General features: G+C 71.1%; 18 protein-coding genes. 9 read left to right on the plus strand and 9 right to left on the minus strand.

Going from position 1 to position 18,864, the window contains the following annotated elements; genetic code table 11:
• Positions 1–17: 17 nt before the first annotated feature.
• Positions 18–581 carry a CGNR zinc finger domain-containing protein gene (locus SMD20_RS22260; RefSeq protein ID WP_329584140.1) on the minus strand — a complete coding sequence of 188 codons (564 nt, stop codon included), beginning with the start codon at positions 579–581 and terminating at the stop codon, positions 18–20.
• Between the two features lie 57 nt (positions 582–638).
• Between SMD20_RS22260 and SMD20_RS22265 the strand changes: the two genes are divergently transcribed.
• A complete protein-coding gene (locus tag SMD20_RS22265) occupies positions 639–1,931 on the plus strand; it encodes an MFS transporter (RefSeq protein ID WP_329584142.1) in 1,293 nt (430 codons plus the stop codon).
• A 28-nt stretch (positions 1,932–1,959) separates the two neighbouring features.
• On the opposite strand, the gene SMD20_RS22270 is transcribed toward SMD20_RS22265, so the two are convergent.
• From SMD20_RS22270 to glgX, 5 genes are all read right to left on the minus strand, one after another.
• Positions 1,960–2,553, minus strand: a complete 594-nt coding sequence (locus SMD20_RS22270) for a hypothetical protein (protein ID WP_329584143.1) — start codon at positions 2,551–2,553, stop codon at positions 1,960–1,962.
• A 56-nt stretch (positions 2,554–2,609) separates the two neighbouring features.
• Positions 2,610–3,560, minus strand: coding sequence for a hypothetical protein (locus tag SMD20_RS22275; RefSeq protein WP_329584144.1), 951 nt, complete (start codon positions 3,558–3,560; stop codon positions 2,610–2,612).
• Between the two features lie 342 nt (positions 3,561–3,902).
• Entirely contained in the window at positions 3,903–5,621 is a 1,719-nt protein-coding gene (gene treZ, locus SMD20_RS22280; protein WP_329584146.1) for a malto-oligosyltrehalose trehalohydrolase, read from the minus strand.
• The gene (gene treY, locus SMD20_RS22285; RefSeq protein ID WP_329584148.1) at positions 5,611–7,761 is read right to left on the minus strand and encodes a malto-oligosyltrehalose synthase; all 2,151 of its coding nucleotides are present in this window, start codon (positions 7,759–7,761) and stop codon (positions 5,611–5,613) included. Before treY ends, treZ begins: the two co-directional genes overlap by 11 nt.
• A complete protein-coding gene (gene glgX, locus SMD20_RS22290) occupies positions 7,754–9,847 on the minus strand; it encodes a glycogen debranching protein GlgX (protein WP_329584150.1) in 2,094 nt (697 codons plus the stop codon). Before glgX ends, treY begins: the two co-directional genes overlap by 8 nt.
• A 753-nt stretch (positions 9,848–10,600) precedes the next feature.
• Here glgX and SMD20_RS22295 point away from each other — a divergent pair.
• From SMD20_RS22295 to pip, 6 genes are all read left to right on the plus strand, one after another.
• Positions 10,601–11,479 (plus strand): helix-turn-helix domain-containing protein, encoded by an 879-nt coding sequence (locus SMD20_RS22295; RefSeq protein WP_329584151.1) that lies wholly within the window; start codon positions 10,601–10,603, stop codon positions 11,477–11,479.
• 179 nt (positions 11,480–11,658) lie between these two features.
• On the plus strand, positions 11,659–11,865 hold the full coding sequence (locus SMD20_RS22300; RefSeq protein ID WP_329584152.1) for a DUF397 domain-containing protein: 207 nt from the start codon (positions 11,659–11,661) through the stop codon (positions 11,863–11,865).
• Between the two features lie 160 nt (positions 11,866–12,025).
• Positions 12,026–12,241 (plus strand): DUF397 domain-containing protein, encoded by a 216-nt coding sequence (locus SMD20_RS22305; RefSeq protein ID WP_329584155.1) that lies wholly within the window; start codon positions 12,026–12,028, stop codon positions 12,239–12,241.
• A 77-nt stretch (positions 12,242–12,318) separates the two neighbouring features.
• Positions 12,319–12,738: a large conductance mechanosensitive channel protein MscL gene (gene mscL / locus SMD20_RS22310; protein ID WP_329584157.1), complete on the plus strand. Its 420-nt coding sequence runs from the start codon at positions 12,319–12,321 to the stop codon at positions 12,736–12,738.
• Positions 12,739–12,778: 40 nt separating this feature from the next.
• Positions 12,779–13,387: a hypothetical protein gene (locus SMD20_RS22315; RefSeq protein ID WP_329584159.1), complete on the plus strand. Its 609-nt coding sequence runs from the start codon at positions 12,779–12,781 to the stop codon at positions 13,385–13,387.
• A gap of 23 nt (positions 13,388–13,410) precedes the next feature.
• Positions 13,411–14,382: a prolyl aminopeptidase gene (gene pip, locus SMD20_RS22320; protein WP_329584160.1), complete on the plus strand. Its 972-nt coding sequence runs from the start codon at positions 13,411–13,413 to the stop codon at positions 14,380–14,382.
• Here the strand turns inward: pip and SMD20_RS22325 are convergent.
• Together SMD20_RS22325 and SMD20_RS22330 are read right to left on the minus strand one after the other, a co-directional pair.
• Positions 14,336–14,884, minus strand: a complete 549-nt coding sequence (locus SMD20_RS22325; protein WP_329584161.1) for a phosphatase PAP2 family protein — start codon at positions 14,882–14,884, stop codon at positions 14,336–14,338. The genes pip and SMD20_RS22325 overlap by 47 nt on opposite strands.
• A 100-nt stretch (positions 14,885–14,984) precedes the next feature.
• Complete coding sequence (locus SMD20_RS22330; RefSeq protein ID WP_329584162.1) at positions 14,985–15,287, minus strand: hypothetical protein; 303 nt, start codon at positions 15,285–15,287, stop codon at positions 14,985–14,987.
• Positions 15,288–15,366: 79 nt separating this feature from the next.
• Between SMD20_RS22330 and SMD20_RS22335 the strand changes: the two genes are divergently transcribed.
• Positions 15,367–16,161, plus strand: coding sequence for a universal stress protein (locus SMD20_RS22335; RefSeq protein ID WP_329584164.1), 795 nt, complete (start codon positions 15,367–15,369; stop codon positions 16,159–16,161).
• Between the two features lie 10 nt (positions 16,162–16,171).
• Positions 16,172–18,280 carry a sensor histidine kinase gene (locus SMD20_RS22340; RefSeq protein WP_329584165.1) on the plus strand — a complete coding sequence of 703 codons (2,109 nt, stop codon included), beginning with the start codon at positions 16,172–16,174 and terminating at the stop codon, positions 18,278–18,280.
• Here the strand turns inward: SMD20_RS22340 and SMD20_RS22345 are convergent.
• Positions 18,221–18,829: a response regulator transcription factor gene (locus SMD20_RS22345; RefSeq protein ID WP_329584167.1), complete on the minus strand. Its 609-nt coding sequence runs from the start codon at positions 18,827–18,829 to the stop codon at positions 18,221–18,223. The genes SMD20_RS22340 and SMD20_RS22345 overlap by 60 nt on opposite strands.
• Positions 18,830–18,864: the final 35 nt, after the last annotated feature.

Here is an 18,864-nt window from a genome sequence, read left to right on the forward strand (position 1 = left end):
GGCCGCCCGTGCGCCCGCTACGTGGCCTGGCCGGTTCGCCAGCGGGCCTGTTTGACGCGGTTGCCGCAGATCTGCATCGAGCACCAGCGGCCCGTACGGGATCGGGAGTGGTCGTAGAAGGCCCACTGGCAGCGGTCGTTGGCGCACACTTTCAGCCGGGCCCAGGTCCCGTCGGCCAGCGCCGCCGCCGTCGCGCCGAGGACCCGGCTGATCACGGCGTCCATCCCGCGGTCGTCCGCGTGGCCGGCGAGGACGACGCCCTCGGGGGTGAACGTGACGGCGGTGCCGGACCGGCGGGCGGCGTCGGTGAGGGCCGCGGCGGTGGAGGCGGGCAGCGGCAGCCGGTCATGATTGGCAAGGAGCGCCTGGCGCAGGCTCTCGCGCAGGTCGATCGCCCGCGCGAGCGCCTCGGCGTCCGTCGCGCCCCGGATGCCGTGCTCGCCCGCCCACCCGGCCCATGAGGCGGGGTCGGCGAAGCGGTCGGTCCCGGCTTCGACGTCACGGGTGTTCACGAACGCGCGGACGAACTCCAGCGCCCCCGGCGCCGACGCGACCGGTGATGCCGGGTCTGAGTCAGGCATACGGCCATCGTAACCCTTATTGCTTCGAAGACGGTTATCTGGATAACCTTCAAATCCATGAAGAAGGTTACGTCTGCGTGGAGCATCCGCCCGTTCCGTTACGTATGGGGCGCAGGAGCGCTGTCCGGGCTCGGAGCTGAGATCGGCGAGCTCGCGCTCCCCTCACTGGCCCTCATCACCCTCGGGGCGAGCGCCGCGCAGGCGTCATGGGTCAGGGCGGCGATGCTCGCGCCGTTCCTCCTGGTCACGTTGTGGTTCGGCGTCATCGTCGATCGGCGGGCGCGCAGGCCGCTGATGATCGGCGCCGACCTCGTGCGAGGCGCGGTGCTCGTCCTGGTGTGCCTGCTGGCCCTGTCAGACCGGCTGACGATCCCGCTGCTGATCGTGGCCACGGCCGTGCTCGGGACCATGACGGTGCTGTACCAGCTGGCCGACTTCGCCTTCCTGCCGCGCATCGTCCCGGAGCGGCACCTCGTCGACGCGAACGCCAGGATCACCGCGACGCAGTCCGCCCTCCAGCTCGCCGGGGCCGGGGTCGGCGGGGTGCTGGTGCAGGCGCTCACCGCGCCGATCGCCGTCGTCGTGAACGCGGCCGGCTACCTCCTGTCCGGGCTGTTCATCAGCCGCGTACGGGTGGCCGAGCCCCGCCCGGCCGCCCCGTCGGGACGCTCGGCCCTCGCCGAGGCGAAGACCGGCGTGCGCCTGCTGCTCCGGCACCCGATCCTGCGCGCGCTCGCCGCCGAGGCCACGCTGTGGAACTTCGGCAACGAGATCTTCATGCTGGCCCTCGCGGTCCACGTCCTCGCCGACCCGGCGGCCGGGCCGATGGTCCTCGGCCTCATCGTGACCTGCGGCGGAGTGGGCGCCTTCGCCGGCTCCGTGGCCAGCGCCCGGTTGACGGCGCGCTACGGGTACGGCCGCTCCCTGCTGGCCAGCCTCGTCCTCGGCAACTCCGCCCCGCTGCTCGGCATCCTCGGTACGGCGCTGGTGCCCGCCGGGACGATCCCGTTCCTGGGCGCCGCCTTCCTGGTCTCGGGCGTCGGCATCGGAATCGCCAACTCGCAGGCGACCAGCATCCGGCAGATCGCCGTCGCCGAGGACGTCCGGGGCCGCGTCAACGCCGGCTACCGCCTCGCCTCCTGGGGCGCGCTGTCGATCGGCGCCCTGATCGGCGGCATCCTCGCCACGGTCCTCGGCCCGATCGGCGCGGCGGCCGCCGGAACGGCGCTGATGGCACTCGCGACCCTGCCCGTCGCGTTCTCCCCGGCCCGGCACGTCTGCCGGATCGAGGAGGTCGCCCCGGAACAGACCGACCAGCTACCCGCCACCTCCGGGCCCCGTACAAGCTAGCCCTCATACGAGCACTCCTCACGAGGGATCACGCGAGGAGGAGCTCCTCGCGGCGGGTGTGGAGGCGGGTGCGGAGATTCTCCAGGTTGCGGCAGTGGCTCTCCAGGTCGTCCACCAGCGTTCGTCCCTCGCGGAGGCCCCGTGCGCCGAACAGGGTGTCGGCCTCGATCGTCATCCCCAGTGCCTGCAGGTGGCGGACGAACACGGCCATCGCCTTCCGGTCGCCCGGTCGGCTCAGGGCTGTGCGGCCCGCCTCCCTGGCACGTTCCCGGGCTGGTAGCTCCACGTTCAGCTCGGCCAGCAGCCGGCCCAGCTCCAGGAGTTCGGCGCCGCGTGGGTCGGCCGACTCCGTGAGGCGCCGCTCCCTGCGCAGCAACAGCTCCTCGTACAGGTCACGAGCCGGGCCGACCTCGGCCAGCTCCCGTTGCAGCGACGCGAGCGCGCGGTCGAACGCCTTCAGCTTGGCTTCCTCCACCGCCATGCTCTCCGGGTCCCATGCCGCGATCGCGTCCAGCGCCTGCCGCGTCTCCCGCACCTGGCCGGCGATCGCCTCCCGCTGTTCGTCGAGCTCGTTCCAGCGGCGTGCACGCCGCTGGGCCGTTCGCAGATCTTCGTCGATCATCTCGAACTGAATCACGTCACTTTGACGTTGCTCCGCCCCAGGTGGTTCAGGCCGGATCAGGCTGCGGCCAGGGAGGGGGTGGAGGTCAAGGTCGCGTGGTGGGCGCCGCGGGTGGCGCAGAGCCAGTCGTTGACCGAGCCGGTGAAGCCCGAGGGTGGGCCGACCTTGAGGCAGGTGACCTGCCCGGCTCCAGGGGCCGGGCCGACCTTGAGCCGGCGGATGCTGCCGGTGCGGCCGAGCTCGCCCTGGCCCGCATCGTACGGGGTCAGCCGGACACCGAACGGCGCCCCCGCGCCCTCCGGCCGGATGTGGAGGAAGTCGTCGAGGCGGCGGTGCGGGGCGCCGGGGTGGGCCGCGAGGTAGGCGAGCTGGTCGGCGACCAGATGGTGGGCGACCGTGCGCAGGAGGTGGGTGGCGCACAGGGTGTGGGCGCAGGCCGCGCCGTCGAGGGTGATCTCGGGCAGCGCGAACCTGCGCAGGCCGCGCGAGGTCATGCGGAGGCAGTCGCAGGCGGCCGTGTCGGCGGGGTCCCACGGCGGGCAGGTTGCGGCGTCGTGCACCTGGACATCCCAGCCGAGCCAGTCGTCGCCGAGGTCGAAACCCGGCGGCTCGTCCGTGCGCCGCCCACGGGTGGGCACGGAGGCGCCGGTCAGGGGGTCGATCAGGACGCCGTCGCAGGCGTCGGCGAGGGCGCGGGCGACCGCGCGGGCGGTCTGCGCGATGGCGGGCAGGCGGTGCGGGGGCGCGGTGGCGGCGACCACGAGGTGGGCCATGGTGCGGCGCAGGCGCCGCAGGTGGTCGGCGGGGAGCGTCGCCCCTGCCGGTCTCCAGGGGGTGGCGTGCCGGGTGATGGCCAGGAGGCCGGTGCCCATCGCGGCGAGCGCCGCCCTGCGGTGAGCCGGCGCGATCCGCCAGGGCACGAGTGAGCCGGGCTCAGCCGGGAGCCGTGCCACGGCGATGACGAACAGGGATGTCAGGGTTCGGGGCAGCGGGAGGATGATCTTCATGGGGGTGCCTCCGTGGCGCGTGGTCGTGGTCGTGGTCCTCGGATCGGGGTCCCGGCGGGTGAGTGCGGGATCCAGGATCGGGGACGGAGGCGGGGCGGCGGGGCGGCGAACGGGATTCTGTGGATGACGGTGACATCGCGGCTCCAGCCTGTGGACAAGCCAGAGGCTCCCCCAACTGCATCCGCGAGGCCCGCCCCGAGCCGCTCTACGAGCGCACGTGAGCAACCCAGGTCAAGGGCCCAGATCAGGAGGTCGCCGGATCAAGGGCTGAGGGGCCCAGGTCGGGGATCCAGGTCAGGGATCGATCCAGGTCAGGCAGGTGTCGGACCAGGCCGTGTCGGGTCAGGTGGGGTCGGGGCGGCTGATCGCCAGGGACTGGCCCGGTAGGCGCAGGTGGCCGTCCTCGCCCGCCCTCACCGGATCGTCCGATGCCAGCAGCACCGCCCCCGCCGCCACCGGCACGCTCACCGCCTCCTCCGCGAAGTTCACGCTGACCGCCAGCTCCCCCCGCCACATGACCAGCCACTTCCCGCCCGGATCCACCTCCACCCTGACCCGCTCCAGCCGTGGGTCGGACAGCTCGGGCAGGGCCTTGCGCAGGGCGACGAGGTCCCGGTACCAGCACAGCAGCGACCAGTGCGCCTCCTCCTTGAGCTCGGTCCAGTCCAGCTTGGACCGCAGGAACGTCTCCTCGTCCGACGGGTCGGGCGCGTCCCACACGTACCCGAACCCGTCGAACTCGCGCTCCCGCCGTTCCGCCTCGCGTTCCCGGAGTCGCGGCTCGACGTGGTCGGAGAAGAACAGGAAGGGGGAGCGCGCCCCCCACTCCTCCCCCATGAACAACATCGGCGTGAACGGCGAGGTCAGCAGCAGCCCGGCCCCCAGCTTCAGCGCGGCGACGGGCAGCCGGTCGCCGCGGGGCCGGTTGCCGATCTGGTCGTGGTTCTGCAGGCAGGCCACCAGCCGGTGGCCGGGCACGCCCGCGTACGACCGCCCGTGGGAGCGCCCGCGGAAGCTGGAGTACGCCCCGTCGTGCAGCACCCCGCCGGTCAGCACCTTGGCCAGCGCAGGCAGCCCCGCGAAGTCCTCGTAGTAGCCGTGGCTCTCGCCGCTGACCGCGCAGTGCAGCGCGTGGTGGACGTCGTCGTCCCATTGCGCGTTCATGCCCAGCCCGCCCGCCTCCAGCGGCAGCACCATGCGCGGGTCGTTGAGGTCGGACTCGGCGATCAGCGTCAGCGGCCGGCCGACGGCGCAGGCCAGCGCGTCCACCTCGGCGGCCAGCTCGGCCAGCAGGTGCGTGGCGCGGGCGTCGTGCAGCGCGTGCACGGCGTCGAGCCGCAGCCCGTCCACGTGGTAGTCGCGCAGCCACTGGAGTGCGTTGCCGATGAAGTAGCGCCGCACCTCGTCGGAGCCGGGCCCGTCCAGGTTGACCGCTTCGCCCCAGTAGCTGCCGGGGAAACCGGCGAAGTACGGCCCGAACGGGCGCAGGAAGTTCCCCGACGGCCCCAGGTGGTTGTGGACGACGTCGAGGATCACGCCGAGGCCCGCCCGGTGGCAGGCGTCCACGAACGACTTGAGCCCGTCGGGCCCGCCGTACGTCTCGTTCACCGCGTAGAGGTCGACCCCGTCGTACCCCCAGTTGCGCCCGCCGGGCACCGGCGCGACCGGCATGATCTCCACGAGGTCGACGCACAGCTCGACGAGGTGGTCCAGCTTCTCGATCGCCGCGTGGAACGTGCCCTCCGGCGTGAACGTCCCGACGTGCAGCTCGTAGATGACGGAACCGCGCAGGTCCCGCCCCTTCCAGTCGTGGTCCGACCAGGTGAACCTGGCGTGGTCGTAGACCGCGCTCGGCCCGAAGACGCCGTCCGGCTGCCGGCGTGAGCGCGGGTCGGGATAGGGCCCGTCGCCGTCCACCATGAACGCGTACGGGGTGCCGTGCTCCGCCCCCTCGACCTCCGCCGACCACCAGCCGCCGGCCCCGGGGGACATCGGCCGGCGTGAGCCCTGCAGGTCCACCTCGACCGTCGTGGCGTCCGGCGCCCAGACCTCAAAGATCATGTCTCTCCAGCAGTGCGACCGGATATTGACCGAGCAGGTGAGCGAGCGGGACGCGGCCGGTGTGGAGGGCGCCGGTGAGCAGGTCGCGCCACATCCCCGGGGGCAGGGAGAGCGTCGTGCCGCCCCACCCCGTACGGGCCAGCCGCACCGGCAGCCGGGTGGCGACGGCGACCGCCCGGGGCAGCCCGCGCTCGTCCTCGCCGCGGGCGAAGGCGACCGCGTGCTCCGCCGCCGGCCCGTCCGCCTCCAGCGGCAGGTACGCCGCCCCTCCCCCGAGCCGCCGCCGCAGCCGCAGCGCCTGCCGGGTGAGCAGCAGCTTGGCCGCGTCCCAGCGGGTGGCGGGCTCGGCGGGGAAGCCGACGGGACGCCGGTTGTCCGGGTCGACCAGCGAGAAGTCGCTCGTCTCGTTGCCCTGGTAGACGTCCGGCACGCCGGGCATCATGAGCTGCACGAGCTTGGCGCCCAGCGAGTTCGCCATCGCGTACGGCTCGATCCGCTCGGTGAACTTGCCGATCGGCAGCCGCACCGCCGCCTCGGCGAACTCGCGCAGCCCCCGCTCGTACGCCGGGTCTGGAGCGGCCCACGAGATCTTGGTCTTGGCCTCCCGCGCCGCCTTGAGCAGGTAGTCCGCGAACCGTTCGGCGGAGATCGGCCAGGCGGCCATGAGGTTCTGCCAGGCCAGGTAGTCGAGGTGGGGGTCGAAGCTGACGGCCGCCGACCACTGCCCGACCGTGTCGGCCCACTCCTCCGGCAGCTCCGACAGCACCGACAGCCGCGCCCTGACGTCCTCGGAGCGTTTGGTGTCGTGCGTGGAGAGCGTCGTCATCGTGTACGGGAGCATCCCGGCGCAGAACTCGTGGAACTCCTCCACGGAGGTCCCGAACACGTCCGGCTCCCCGCCCACCTCGTTGAGGCAGGCCAGCGGGAACCACCGGTAGAGCGCGGTGTCCTCCACGCCCTTGGCCATGACGGGGCCGCATGCCTGCTGGAAGCGGGTGATCGTCTCCGCGGAGCCGTACAGCACCTCGTGGACCAGCGGCCCGACGGCCGGCGAGCAGGCCGCGGCGGCCAGCTCGACGATCTCGACGGACTCGGGGGGCGGCGGCTCGCCGGGCACCACGTACGCGCGGTAGACCGGCATCGCGGCCAGCAGCTCGCGCACCGCCTCGGGCGCGCACCCCGCCGACCTGGCCAGCCGCTCGACCTCGGGGCGGAAGAACAGCTCCAGCACCTCGCGCTTGGACTCCTGCATGACCTGCCGGTAGTCGGCGGGCTGCCCGGTCAGCCCGGTGAACAGCCGGACCAGCGCCTCCCCGCCCGCCGGGTCGACGAACAGGCCGTTGACCCGGTTGAGCACCTCGTAGCCAGTGGTGCCGTCGCAGGGCCAGTCGGCGGGCAGCCGCTCGGAGCCGATGAGGATCTTCTCCACGACCGTCCAGGTCTTCTCGCCGGTACGGGCCCGCAGCCGCTCCAGGTAGCCGCGCGGGTCGGCGAGGCCGTCGGGGTGGTCGACCCGCAGCCCGTCCACCAGCCCCTCGTCGAGCAGCCAGAAGATCACTTCGTGCGTGGCGAACAGCACCGCCGGGTCCTCGACGCGCAGCCCGATGAGCGTCGAGACGTCGAAGAAGCGCCGGTAGCCGGGGCCCTGCCGCCAGTCGACCAGCCGGTAGTGGCCGGGGTGGGGGAAGGTGTGCTCGTGGTAGCGCAGCACGTCGCCGTCCACGACCGGCTCGGTGTCGTCGCCCAGCACCGGCAGCGCGACCTTGCCGTCCTCGTCCCACTCGACGTCGAACCAGGCGGCGTACGGCGAGCCGGGGCCGTCCCTCAGCACCGACCAGAACGCGGGGTTCTCCGTGTTCATGTGGTTGGGGACGATGTCGACGACCACCCCCAGGTCGTGCGCGGCGAGCACCTGCGCCATCTCCCTGAACCCGCTCGCCCCGCCGAACGCCTCCCGGATCCTGGAGTGGTCGGTGACGTCGTAGCCGTGCCGCGACCCCTGCGCCGCCTCCAGCACCGGCGACAGGTAGACGTGGCTGACGCCCAGGTCGCGCAGGTAGCCGGCGATCCCCGCCACCTCCGCGAAGCCGAAGTCGGGGGTCAGCTGCAGCCGGTACGTCGAGGTCGGCCGCCTAGACACGGCGCAGCACCCGTACGCTCCGGCCGGGGACCTCGATCGCCTCGCCGCCGCGGCAGATCCGCACGTCGAGCATGATCGGCATTGCCGTGTCGATCTCCGTGTGCCACATCTCGCCGTAATCCTTGGGGATCGTGAACTTGATGGTGTCGTGGTGGGCGTTGAACAGCAGGAGGAAGGAGTCGTCACGGATCGGCCGGCCGCGCCGGTCGGGCTCGGTGATGGCCTCGCCGTTGAGGAAGACCGCGAGGGACTTCGCGTAGCCGACGGTCCAGTCGCCGTCCGTCATCTCCTCCCCGGACGGGGTGAGCCAGGCGATGTCGCTGAGGCCGCGTACCGGCTTGCCATAGAAGAACCTCCTGCGGCGGAAGACCGGGTGCTTCTTGCGCAGCTCGGCGAGCCGCTGGGTGAACTCCAGCAGCAGCCAGTTCTCGCGCACGTCCGACCAGTCGACCCAGGTCAGCTCGTTGTCCTGGCAGTAGCCGTTGTTGTTGCCCTTCTGGGTGCGGCCCAGCTCATCGCCGTGGGAGAGCATCGGGACGCCCTGCGACAGGAACAGCGTGGTGAGGAAGTTGCGCTTCTGCTGCTCGCGCAGCGCCTCGACGGCGATGCCCGCCGGGCCCTCCTCGCCGCAGTTCCAGGACCTGTTGTCGTCGGTGCCGTCGCGGTTGCCCTCCTTGTTCGCCTCGTTGTGCTTGTGGTTGTACGAGACGAGGTCCTGGAGGGTGAAGCCGTCGTGGCAGGTGACGAAGTTGATCGAGGCGGCCGGGCGGCGGCTGTCGTCCTGGTAGAGGTCGCTGGAGCCGGTGAAGCGGGAGCCGAACTCCGGCAGCGTCGCCGGCTGCCCCCGCCACAGGTCGCGGATGGTGTCGCGGTAGCGGCCGTTCCACTCCGTCCAGCGGGAGGGGAAGTTGCCGACCTGGTAGCCGCCGGGGCCGACGTCCCACGGCTCGGCGATCAGCTTGACCTGCGACAGCACCGGGTCCTGCTGGACGAGATCGAAGAAGGCGCTCAGCCGGTCGACCTCGTGCAGCTCCCTGGCGAGGGTGGAGGCGAGGTCGAAGCGGAAGCCGTCCACGTGCATCTCGATGACCCAGTAGCGCAGCGAGTCCATGATCATCTGGAGCACGTGCGGTGAGCGCATGAGCAGGCTGTTGCCGGTGCCCGTCGTGTCCATGTAGTAGCGCTTGTCGTCGTCCACGATGCGGTAGTAGTTGACGTTGTCGATCCCGCGGAAGCCCAGCGTGGGGCCCAGATGGTTGCCCTCGGCGGTGTGGTTGTAGACCACGTCGAGAATCACCTCGATGCCCGCCTCGTGCAGCGCCCGCACCATCGCCTTGAACTCCAGCACCTGGCCGCCGCGCTGCCCCTGGCTGGAGTAGCGGTTGTGCGGGGCGAAGAAGCCGATCGAGTTGTAGCCCCAGTAGTTGGACAGCCCGCGCTCCTCCAGGATGTGGTCCGTCACGAACTGGTGCACCGGCATCAGCTCCAGCGCGGTCACGCCGAGCTTGGTGAGATGGTCAAGGATCTCCGGGTGGCCGAGGGCGGCGTACGTGCCGCGCAGGTGCTCCGGGATCTTCGGGTGGCTGATCGTCAGCCCGCGCACGTGCGCCTCGTAGATCACGGTGTCGTGGTACGGCGTCGCCGGCGGCCGGTCGTGGCCCCACCCGAAGAACGGGTTGATGACGATCGAGCGCTGGACGTAAGGAGCCGAGTCCATGTCGTTGCGGGTGTCGGGGCTGCCGAAGCGGTAGCCGTACACCGCCTCGTGCCACTTCACGTCGCCCTCGATGGCCATCGCGTACGGGTCGAGCAGCAGCTTGTTCGGATTGCAGCGCAGGCCGTGCTGCGGTTCGTACGGCCCGTGGACGCGGTAGCCGTAGCGCTGCCCCGGCCCGACGCCCGGCAGGTAACCGTGCCAGATGAACCCGTCCACCTCGGTGAGCGGCACCCGCGACTCGACGTTGTCGTCGTCGAACAGGCACAGCTCGACCTTGTCGGCGACCTCGGTGTAGACCGAGAAGTTGGTCCCCGCGCCGTCGTAGGTCGCCCCGAGCGGATACGGGTCTCCCGGCCATACTTCGATCATCGAGGCTCCCTCGCGGTTTCTCCCCATGTTCTGTTCCCCCCGCGTCACCCGACAAGCAGCCGGGCCAGCACTGCCCGATCGCGGGCGTTCCAGTCGTCCGTTTGTCCTCTCCGCGCCTGCCCGTTACGCCCGCGTACCTGGCCCGGCGTGTTCCCGCAGGCAAGTGCCGTGATCCGGACATGAGTGAGCCGCCCCCGGCGGCGCGGTTGCCGGAGGCGGCTCACTTTCACAGTCCACCCCGGGCGGGCCCCCTACCCCGGCGGCCTCTCGAATGGCGCCCGGTGGTAGCGCCCAGGGCAGACTGCGAACTCGGCCGGAGACGGACCCCGTCGTCCGCCTCCGCCGCTCATCGGGCCCTCGTACGCCCCCCGCGGGCGTACGCACCCGGCCTCGTGCGGGTGAACGGCACCGGCGAATTGTCGGTCAAGTTGCTAAAATCGGATGGAGATCATCGTGACGCTCTGGCAGGAGCGGATGATCGCGTGACTGGGAAACGCGGCAATTACGTCCCAGCCCGGCGTCCCGGGCGGCTCTCATGGGTCGTCCGGGACCATTGAGGTCGCGGCATTTTCGAGAAGCTCCTTCTGATCTTCGTCATCGCCCCTTCCTGGTAAGCCTGCTGAAGGTTTACCCGGCTTCGGGCAAAAAGCCACCTGCAGATGGCAATTGCCATACGAACGTGCCGGTGACGATTACCTAACGTTGGATCATGAAAAGGGTGGGTATGATCGCGGTAAAACCCTCTGCCGCTCCTTGAAGCTGCTCCTCGAAAGGGGTGCGATGGCCTTCCCGAACCCCACGCTCAGGCAGCGCCAGCTGGCCATGCGCCTGCGCGAGCTGCGCCATGAGAAGGGGCTCAGCGCGGCGGAGGTCGCCGAACAGCTGCTCTGCTCCCCCACCAAGATCAGCAGGATCGAGCGCGGCCAGCGCCCCGCGAGCCTGCGCGACGTCAGGGACCTGTGCCGGCTCTACGGCCTGGCCGAGTCCAAGATGATCGAGCTGATGACCCTGGCCAGGGAGGCCCGCCAGAAGGAATGGTGGCAGACGCTCGAGGACGTCAAGTTCGCGCCCATGCTGGGGCTGGAGGCCGGCGCGACGGCGATCACCGAGTACGTGATCCAGCTGGTGCCGGGGCCGATGCAGACCGAGGACTACGCGCGGGCGGTCATCCGCGGCTGGCTGCCGCGCATCGCGCCCGACATCCTCGAGGAGCGGGTGCAGGCGCGCGGGAAGCGCAAGAGCGAGCTGCTGTTCAGGGCCGACCCGCCACGCTACTGGGTGCTCCTCGACGAATCGGTGCTCCACCGCCACGTCGGCAACGGGCAGGTCATGCGGGCCCAGCTCCAGCACATTCTCGAGCTCGCGGAGCTGCCCCACGTCCGCATCCAGGTCATCCCCTTCACTTCGGGGGCGCACATGGGCTTCGACAGCCCGTTCCGTTTCCTGGAATTCGGCCGAAACTCTGACATCGCCGACACCGTCTTCGTAGAGCACCAGATGGGTCTTTTCTACCTCGAAAGCGACAAAACGATTAGGCATTTCGAGGAAGTCATCGACCACTTGAGGGCCGAGGCGCTGGGCTTCCAGGAGTCCTTGAACCGAGTCGCAGAAATGCTGACAAAGTTCTCATAGAACCATATAACGGTCCAACTCGAAACTCCTTGCCCGCAATCCTCTGGCAATTGCCAGACGGAAGTGCCAGTCTATGCATGACACTTGAGACGCCTAAGGGCGTCTTCCTTACCGCGGACTGGTCGTGCCCGAAATTCATCGGAACGTCGCAGCGCTCTTGATAGTGCACGGAGGAGAGAATGTCCACCCGGCCACACTCTGACGCAATCCGCCATTGGCGAGCTTCGTCTTTCTGCAACGGTGGTAGTTGTGTCGAGGTAGCCCTGCTCTCCGCCGACACCGTAGGCGTCCGCGACAACAAAAACCCTGATGGGCCGGTCCTTGTCTTCGAGACGAGCGCCTGGAACGCCTTCCTCGGGCGCATCAAGGGAACGCATCAGGGCTGAGAGCGCGATATCACCGGGCGGTCACCTCATGGGTGGCCGCCCGTCACTTTTGACATCCGTCCCCACTTCCGGTCACCGCGCCCATGAATTCGCCTCCCGTATTCGGGGTAAAATGCCCGACGGCGCAATACCTCTACAGCCGACCCCCAGGAGGTAGTGCATGACTCGCTCGCCTGCTCTCGACCATGCCTTCTGGCACAGTTGCAACGGCGGCAACTGTGTCGAAGTCGCGGTGCTGGACGGCAAGGTCTGGGTGCGGGGCAGCCAGGACGCCAGCGGCGCCGTCCTGCCGTTCTCGGTCGACGAATGGTCCGACTTCATCCGAGGGGTGAAGGACGGGCACTTCGATCTCGAACGGCTCGCACCCGGGGCCTGACCGGTCTCGACGTTCTCACGGGCCCAATCCGGGACGATCGGGTTTCAGATCGCACACCCGGGCAATATGCCGACCTCATGGGCGGTTTCAAACAGTTCTTACTCCGTGGCAACATCGTCGAGCTGGCGGTGGCGGTGATCGTCGGCGCCACCTTCAGCGGGCTCGTCCAGGCGCTGGTCACCGACCTGATCACTCCACTGATCGGCGCCATCACCGGCGGCAGGCAGCCGAACTTCGCCAACTACTCCTTCACCGTCAACGGCAGCGAGTTCAAGTACGGCGACTTCCTCAACCACCTCATCACGTTCCTGATCATCGCGGCGATCGTGTACTGGCTGGTGGTGGCGCCGATGACGCGGCTGATCCGGTGGGTGGAGCGGGACAAGAAGTCCTCGACGAAGGAGTGCCCCGAGTGTCTCAGCGAGATCCCGCTGGAGGCGCGGCGGTGCGCCAACTGCACCGTGGAGTTGGTGCCGAACTCGGAAAAACCGGTGTAGCCGTGCGCGGGCCGCGAAGCGGGTCCGACAAGATGGGCAGATGAGCGTTGAGTTGATGGTCTGGGACGAGCCGGAGCCGATCGGCAGGGATCAGGCCCGCGCCACCTACCTGGCGGTCAAGCGCGCAGAGCCGACTAATGGGCCGACTAATGGGCCGATCCACGAGCCCGGCGACGGGCCCGAGGTCGTCAAGGAGCTGCCCGGCGAGGTCCGGCTCTACCCGGACGGTCACGTGCTCGTGTCCATGGACCTCGACAGCATGGACGAGATGTCCGCCCAGGTCTTCGCGATCGCGCGGGCGCACGGCCTGGTGTGTTACGACCCGCAGCGCGACCTCGTGCACAACGTCGCGCCGCTCGGCGTGTACGAGGGCATGCAACTGCACACCGGCGACGGGATGATCGTGCACGATCCGGACCTGGGGCTGGTCGACGACGTGCTGGGCACGTTGTCGGCGCAGAACCCGTTCGCCGCCCTGGTGAACTTCGGGCGGCACTTCATCCAGGTGTCGCCCGGCTACGAGCTGGAGTACAAGGAAGGGACGCTGGTCCGTACGGCGGTGGCGGAGCTGGAGGAGGTGCGCCGGGCCTTCCGCGAGTACGCGACCGGCGACCGGTCCTTCCTCGCCCGCCACGAGTGGGCCCAGTAGCGGATGCGGCAGGATCAAAGCCTATGAGAACCTTGTACCCGCCCATCGAACCCTACGACTCCGGACTGCTCGACGTCGGCGACGGCAACCAGATCTACTGGGAGACCTGCGGAAACCCGGACGGCAAGCCGGCCGTGATGCTGCACGGCGGGCCGGGCGGCGGGTGCAGCGCCAAGCACCGGCGGCAGTGGGACCCCGAGCGCTACCGGATCGTCCTGTTCGACCAGCGCAACTGCGGCCGGAGCAGGCCGCACGCGAGCGACCCGGCCACCGACCTGTCGGCCAACACCACGTGGCATCTGGTGGCCGACATGGAGCGGCTGCGCGAGCACCTCGGCATCGAGCGGTGGCAGGTGTTCGGCGGCTCGTGGGGCAGCGCGCTGGCGCTCGCCTACGCCGAGACGCATCCGGAGCGGGTGAGCGAGCTGGTGCTGCGCGGCATCTTCACGCTGCGCCCGCAGGAGCTGCGCTGGTTCTACCAGGAGGGGGCCAGCTTCCTGTTCCCCGACCTCTGGCAGGGCTATCTGGCCCCGATCCCGGAGGAGGAGCGCGGTGACGTCATCGCGGCGTTCCGCAGGCGGCTGGAGGGCGACGACGACGCGGCCCGGCTCGCGGCGGCCAGGGCGTGGGCCCAGTGGGAGGCCGGGACGATCACGCTGCGGCCCGACCCCACCCTGGTCACCGAGTTCGGCGAGGAGCGGATGGCGGTCGCCTTCGCCCGGATCGAGAACCACTACTTCACCCACGGCGGCTGGTTCGGCCCCGAACAGCTCATCCGGGACGTGGACAAGATCCGCCACATCCCCGCGGTGATCGTCCAGGGCCGCTACGACGCCTGCACTCCCATGGCGACCGCCTGGGACCTGCACCAGGCGTGGCCGGAGGCCGAGTTCCACGTGGTGGACGACGCCGGGCACGCCTACACCGAGCCCGGCATCCTCGACCGGCTCATCGCGGCGACAGACGCGTTCGCACCAGACGTACGGCAGGGGTGAACGCCCCCACCACCAGCAGGGCGAACAGCGGCGCGAGCGCGGCCCCGAGCAGGAAGCCCGCGATCACGTCGTGCGGGTAGTGCACCCCCACGAACACCCGCGAGAACGCCATGACGACGGCCAGCGGGACGACCAGCCACGCCAGGGCGCGCCAGACGAGCACGAGCGTGGCCGCCGCGCCCGCCGCGATCACCGAGTGGTTGCTGGGAAAGGACCAGTCGGTGGCCGGCGGGCAGGCCGCGATGGTCGTGGTCACGCCCCGGCAGGGCCGGTCCTCCCGTACGAGGACCTTGACGACCTCGCTCAGCACGTACGCCAGCACGATCCCGACCGGCCCGGCGATGACCAGGGCCAGATCGCGGGCCGGCGCCCGCCAGGCGCGCAGGAACGCCAGCACGAACAGCGCCGCGAACAGGAATAACCCCGCGTCGGTCCCTACCTCGGCGAGCGTGTGCAGCCACGCGGGCGTGCTGGAGGCGAAGTCGACGATGTCGCGGTACACCAGTGTCCAATCCGTGAACGGGCAGTGGACACGACCTTAAGGACTCCGGTCGTCGAGCGCCTCGACCTTATGGCGGAATGTTGGGAAAAAGTCGGCAAGATCAGCTGAGGAGCATGCTCGTGAGCTGCGCCTGGCGGCTCTCCAGCTCACCCTGGGTGATCAGCCCGCGGTCGAACGCCTCGGTGGTGGCGTCGCGCTCGGCCACGTAATAGGCGGCCATGATCTCGCTGCGGAGCGGCGTGAACCCGCGCTCCACGCAACGGGCGAAAACGGTGACCTTGCGGTCGACGGCGTCGGCGGGGACGGTGCAGGCGAGGTCGCGTTCCCGGAGCTGCTGAACCGCTTGACTGAGGGTGACCTGCCCGAGGGACCCGTTGAACGTGGTGTCAAGAGTGATCTTCACTGTCTTTGCGCCTCCGCACGTTGACAACGTTCCGCACGATGCCGCGTATTCCCTGCTCAAAGCGGGTAAGAGGGCATTCATGATCGGAGAGCACGTGATCGTCGGCTACACCGGCGAGCCGGGCGGGCGGGAGGCTCTGGCCCTGGGCGCGGCGATCACGCGGGTGACCGGCGGCGAGCTCACGGTGGCGACGATCTACCCGCCCGGGAGCCCCGGGCTGGCCGTCGAGGCGCAGGCCAACCTGGCGCACGCGGCCGAGGAGCTGGGGGACGCCCCCGCCGGATACCTCGCCTACGAGAGCCGGGGCAGCGGGCGCGGCCTCGCCGTGCTGGCCAGCCGGATGCGCGCCGACCTCGTCGTGGTCGGCTCGGCGGGCGGCGGGCAGCACGGGCGCATCGCCCTCGGCACCACCGCCGACCACCTGCTTCACCTGTCGCCGGAGGCGGTCATGGTGGCGCCCGCCCAGTACACCCCGCCCGAGGAGCCCGATCGGCTGACCCTGGCGTACGTGCACCGGCCGCAGTGCGACGCCGCCGTCGAGCGGGTGGCGCAGGCGGCGCTGCGGCTGGGGGTGCCGCTGCGGCTGATCACGTTCGACCTGCGTACCGAGGATCAGAGCAGGCTCAGGGACGACCTCGCGCTCGCCGTCCGGCTGGCGTGGGAGAGCACCGGCATCGAGGCGGAGGCGGAGGTGGCCGAGGGCCACGACGTGGCGGCGGCGATGGCGGGCGTCGAGTGGCTGCCCGGCGAGCTGCTGGTCTGCGCGGCCAGCGAGGACGCCCAGCCGCACCGGGTGTTCCTGGGCGAGCTGGCCATGAAGATGCTGCGTGCCTCCCCCTGCCCCGTCACCGTGCTGCCGAGAGGCTTCTCCTAGGCTGCTGCCCGTGCTTGTCGCGCGGGTGATCGTCGTCGCGGTGCTGGCCGCGTTGTCCAGCGTGTACGTCCTGGCGGGCGCGCCGGGGACGGCGCTGGTCTTCGCCGTGCAGTGCCTGCTCACCTTCTGGTCGCGGTCCCTGTGGCTGGTGGCGGCGCAGGCCGCGCTGGTCTGCTGGGTGACGCTGGGCTCCGGGGCGTCGGTCGTGGTGTTCGGCTTCCTGGCCGGGTCGCTGCTGGTCACCCGGCTGTGGGCGGTCGCGCCGCTGGTGGTGTTCGGCGCGGTGGTGATCGCGTACGCGCGGACCGGCGACGTGCCGCGCACGCTCGACCTGGCGGTCACCACGGTGCTGATGACGTTGATCGTCCCCGGGCTCATCCGGCTGGTGCAGCGGGTGGACGAGCTGCACGGCACCCGGCCTGCGCTGGCCGCGGCGGCCGTGGGCGAGGAGCGGCTGCGCATCGCGGCCGAACTGAACGACGGTCTCGGGCGCGGGCTGGCGGCGATCATCGCGGGCGTGCGGCGGGCCGTGGCGGCGCCGGCCGGGGCGGGCGAGGTGCTGGGCGCGGTCGTGGCGGAGGCGCGGCGGTCGCTGGCGGAGGCGCGCTCGGCGGCGGCCGGCTACCGGGCGATGTCGCTCGGGCCCGAGCTGACGACGGCCAGAGGCATGCTGGAGGCCGCCGGCGTGGCGGTGGAGGTCCGGGCCGGGCACGAGGAGCCGCTCGGGCCGGCCGGGGCGCTGCTCGCCGCGGTGCTGCGGGAGGCGGTCACCGACGTGGTCCGGCGCGGGGCGGCCCGTACGTGCGTGATCGAGACCGCCGAGGAGGGCGGCCGGGTGCTGCTCCGGATCCGCGACGACGGCCGCCGCACCGCCGAGGATGGCGACGGGCTGGCGGACCTGGCCGCCCAGGTGCGGGCCGCGGGCGGCGAGCTGACGAGCGACCTGTCCCCGCAGGGCCGCTACACCGTCCGGGCCGCGCTCCCCGCCCCCGAGGCGGCCGGTCCCGACCGGGCCGGGCTGGGGCTCGCGTCGGTGGACGTGTCGGTGTGGCTGCTGGCCGCGGTGCTCGTCGGGTTCAGCCTCAAGGCGCTGCTCCTGATCCCGCCGCACCTTCTGCTCCCGGCCGCCGCGACGCTGGCCGTGATCGTGGTGATGCAGCTCAGGTCGGTGTCCGGCCGGCACATGGCGGCCCTGTCGGTGATGGCGGTGCTCACCTTCGCGCCGATCCCGGTCTTCGGCCCGGTGTGGCTGGGCGTGGGCGGGTTCCTGGCGGGCCCAGTGCTGCTGGCCTTCCGCCCCTGGGTGGCCTGGCCGCTGGCCGGCGCGGTCGTCGCGGCCACGGGCGCGGTCACCGTCCACCTGGCCCTTCCGCTGCCCGAGGCGGTGAACGTCACGGTGAGCAACGTCGTCACCGGCCTGGTGGTCTACAGCCTGCTCCGCCTGGCCCAGCTCGCCAGGGAGCTGGAGGCGGCGAGGGAGAGCCTCGCCCGTTCCGCGGTCGTCGAGGAGCGCCTGCGCGCGGCCCGCGACCTGCACGACCTCCTGGGCCACAGCCTGGCCGCGATCCTGCTCAAATGCGAGCTGGCCCGCCGCCTGCCGCCGGAGCGCGCGCGGGCGGAGCTGGCGGACGTCCTCGCCATGGCCGAACGCGCCGAGCACGACCTGCGTGCCGTCTCCGGCGAGCACCGCGACCTCTCGCTCGCCGCCGAGGCGGACGCGGCGCGGGCGACCCTGGCCGCGGCCGGCGTCGAGGTCACGGCCGAGCTGGCCCACCCGCCGCTGCCGCCGGAGGTGGAGACCGCGCTGAGCGCCGTGCTGCGCGAGGCGGTGACGAACGTCCTGCGGCACAGCCCGGCCGCCCGCCACTGCTCCATCACCACCACCAGTGACAGCGGCCTGGTCCGGCTCGGCGTACGCAACGACGGCGCGCGCGCCGCCCCCGCCCGCCGCGGCTCCTCCGGCCTCGGCAACCTGACCACCCGCCTGGCCGCGCTCGGCGGCCATCTCTCCTCAGGCGTCGAGGACGGCTGGTTCATGCTGGAGGCCCGGGTGCGGGCGTCAGATCCAGCCGCTCTCGGTGGCGATGCGCACGGCGTCGGTACGGTTGCGCGCGTTTAGCTTCGCCACGATCGCCGTGAGGTAGTTGCGCACGGTCCCGGCCGTCAGGTGGAGCCGGGCGGCGATGTCGGGCGCGTCGGCCCCGGCCGCCGCCAGGCGGAGCACGTCGGCCTCGCGCGGCGTGAGCGGGTTGTCGGCGAGGTCCCAGGCGGTGACCGCGAGGGCCTTGTCCAGCACCCGCTCGCCGCGGGCCACCGCCTGGATGGCGGCGACCAGCTCCTCCGGCGGGGCCGTCTTCAGCAGGAACCCGCCGACCTGCGCCGCCAGCGCCCGCTTGAGATGCCCCGGCTTGCCGTAGCCGGTGAGCATGAGGGTGCGGCACGCGGGCACCCGGGCCCGGATCTCGGCGGCGGCGGCCAGCCCGTCGAGCGCGCCCGGCATGTCGATGTCGAGGACGGCCACGTCGGGCAGCCCGACGGCGGCCGCGTCCACGGCGGCCTGACCGGACTCGACCGCGGACACCACCTCCAGGTCCTCCTCCAGGTCGAGCAGGGCCGCGAGGGCGCCGCGGATCACCGCCTGGTCCTCCGCCAGCAGTACACGAATCACGGCACACCAGAGTAGGGGTGTCCGGTTCATGACGA

The organism is Nonomuraea sp. LP-02 (assembly GCF_036289125.1).
GTDB classification, from domain to species: domain Bacteria; phylum Actinomycetota; class Actinomycetes; order Streptosporangiales; family Streptosporangiaceae; genus Nonomuraea; species Nonomuraea bangladeshensis.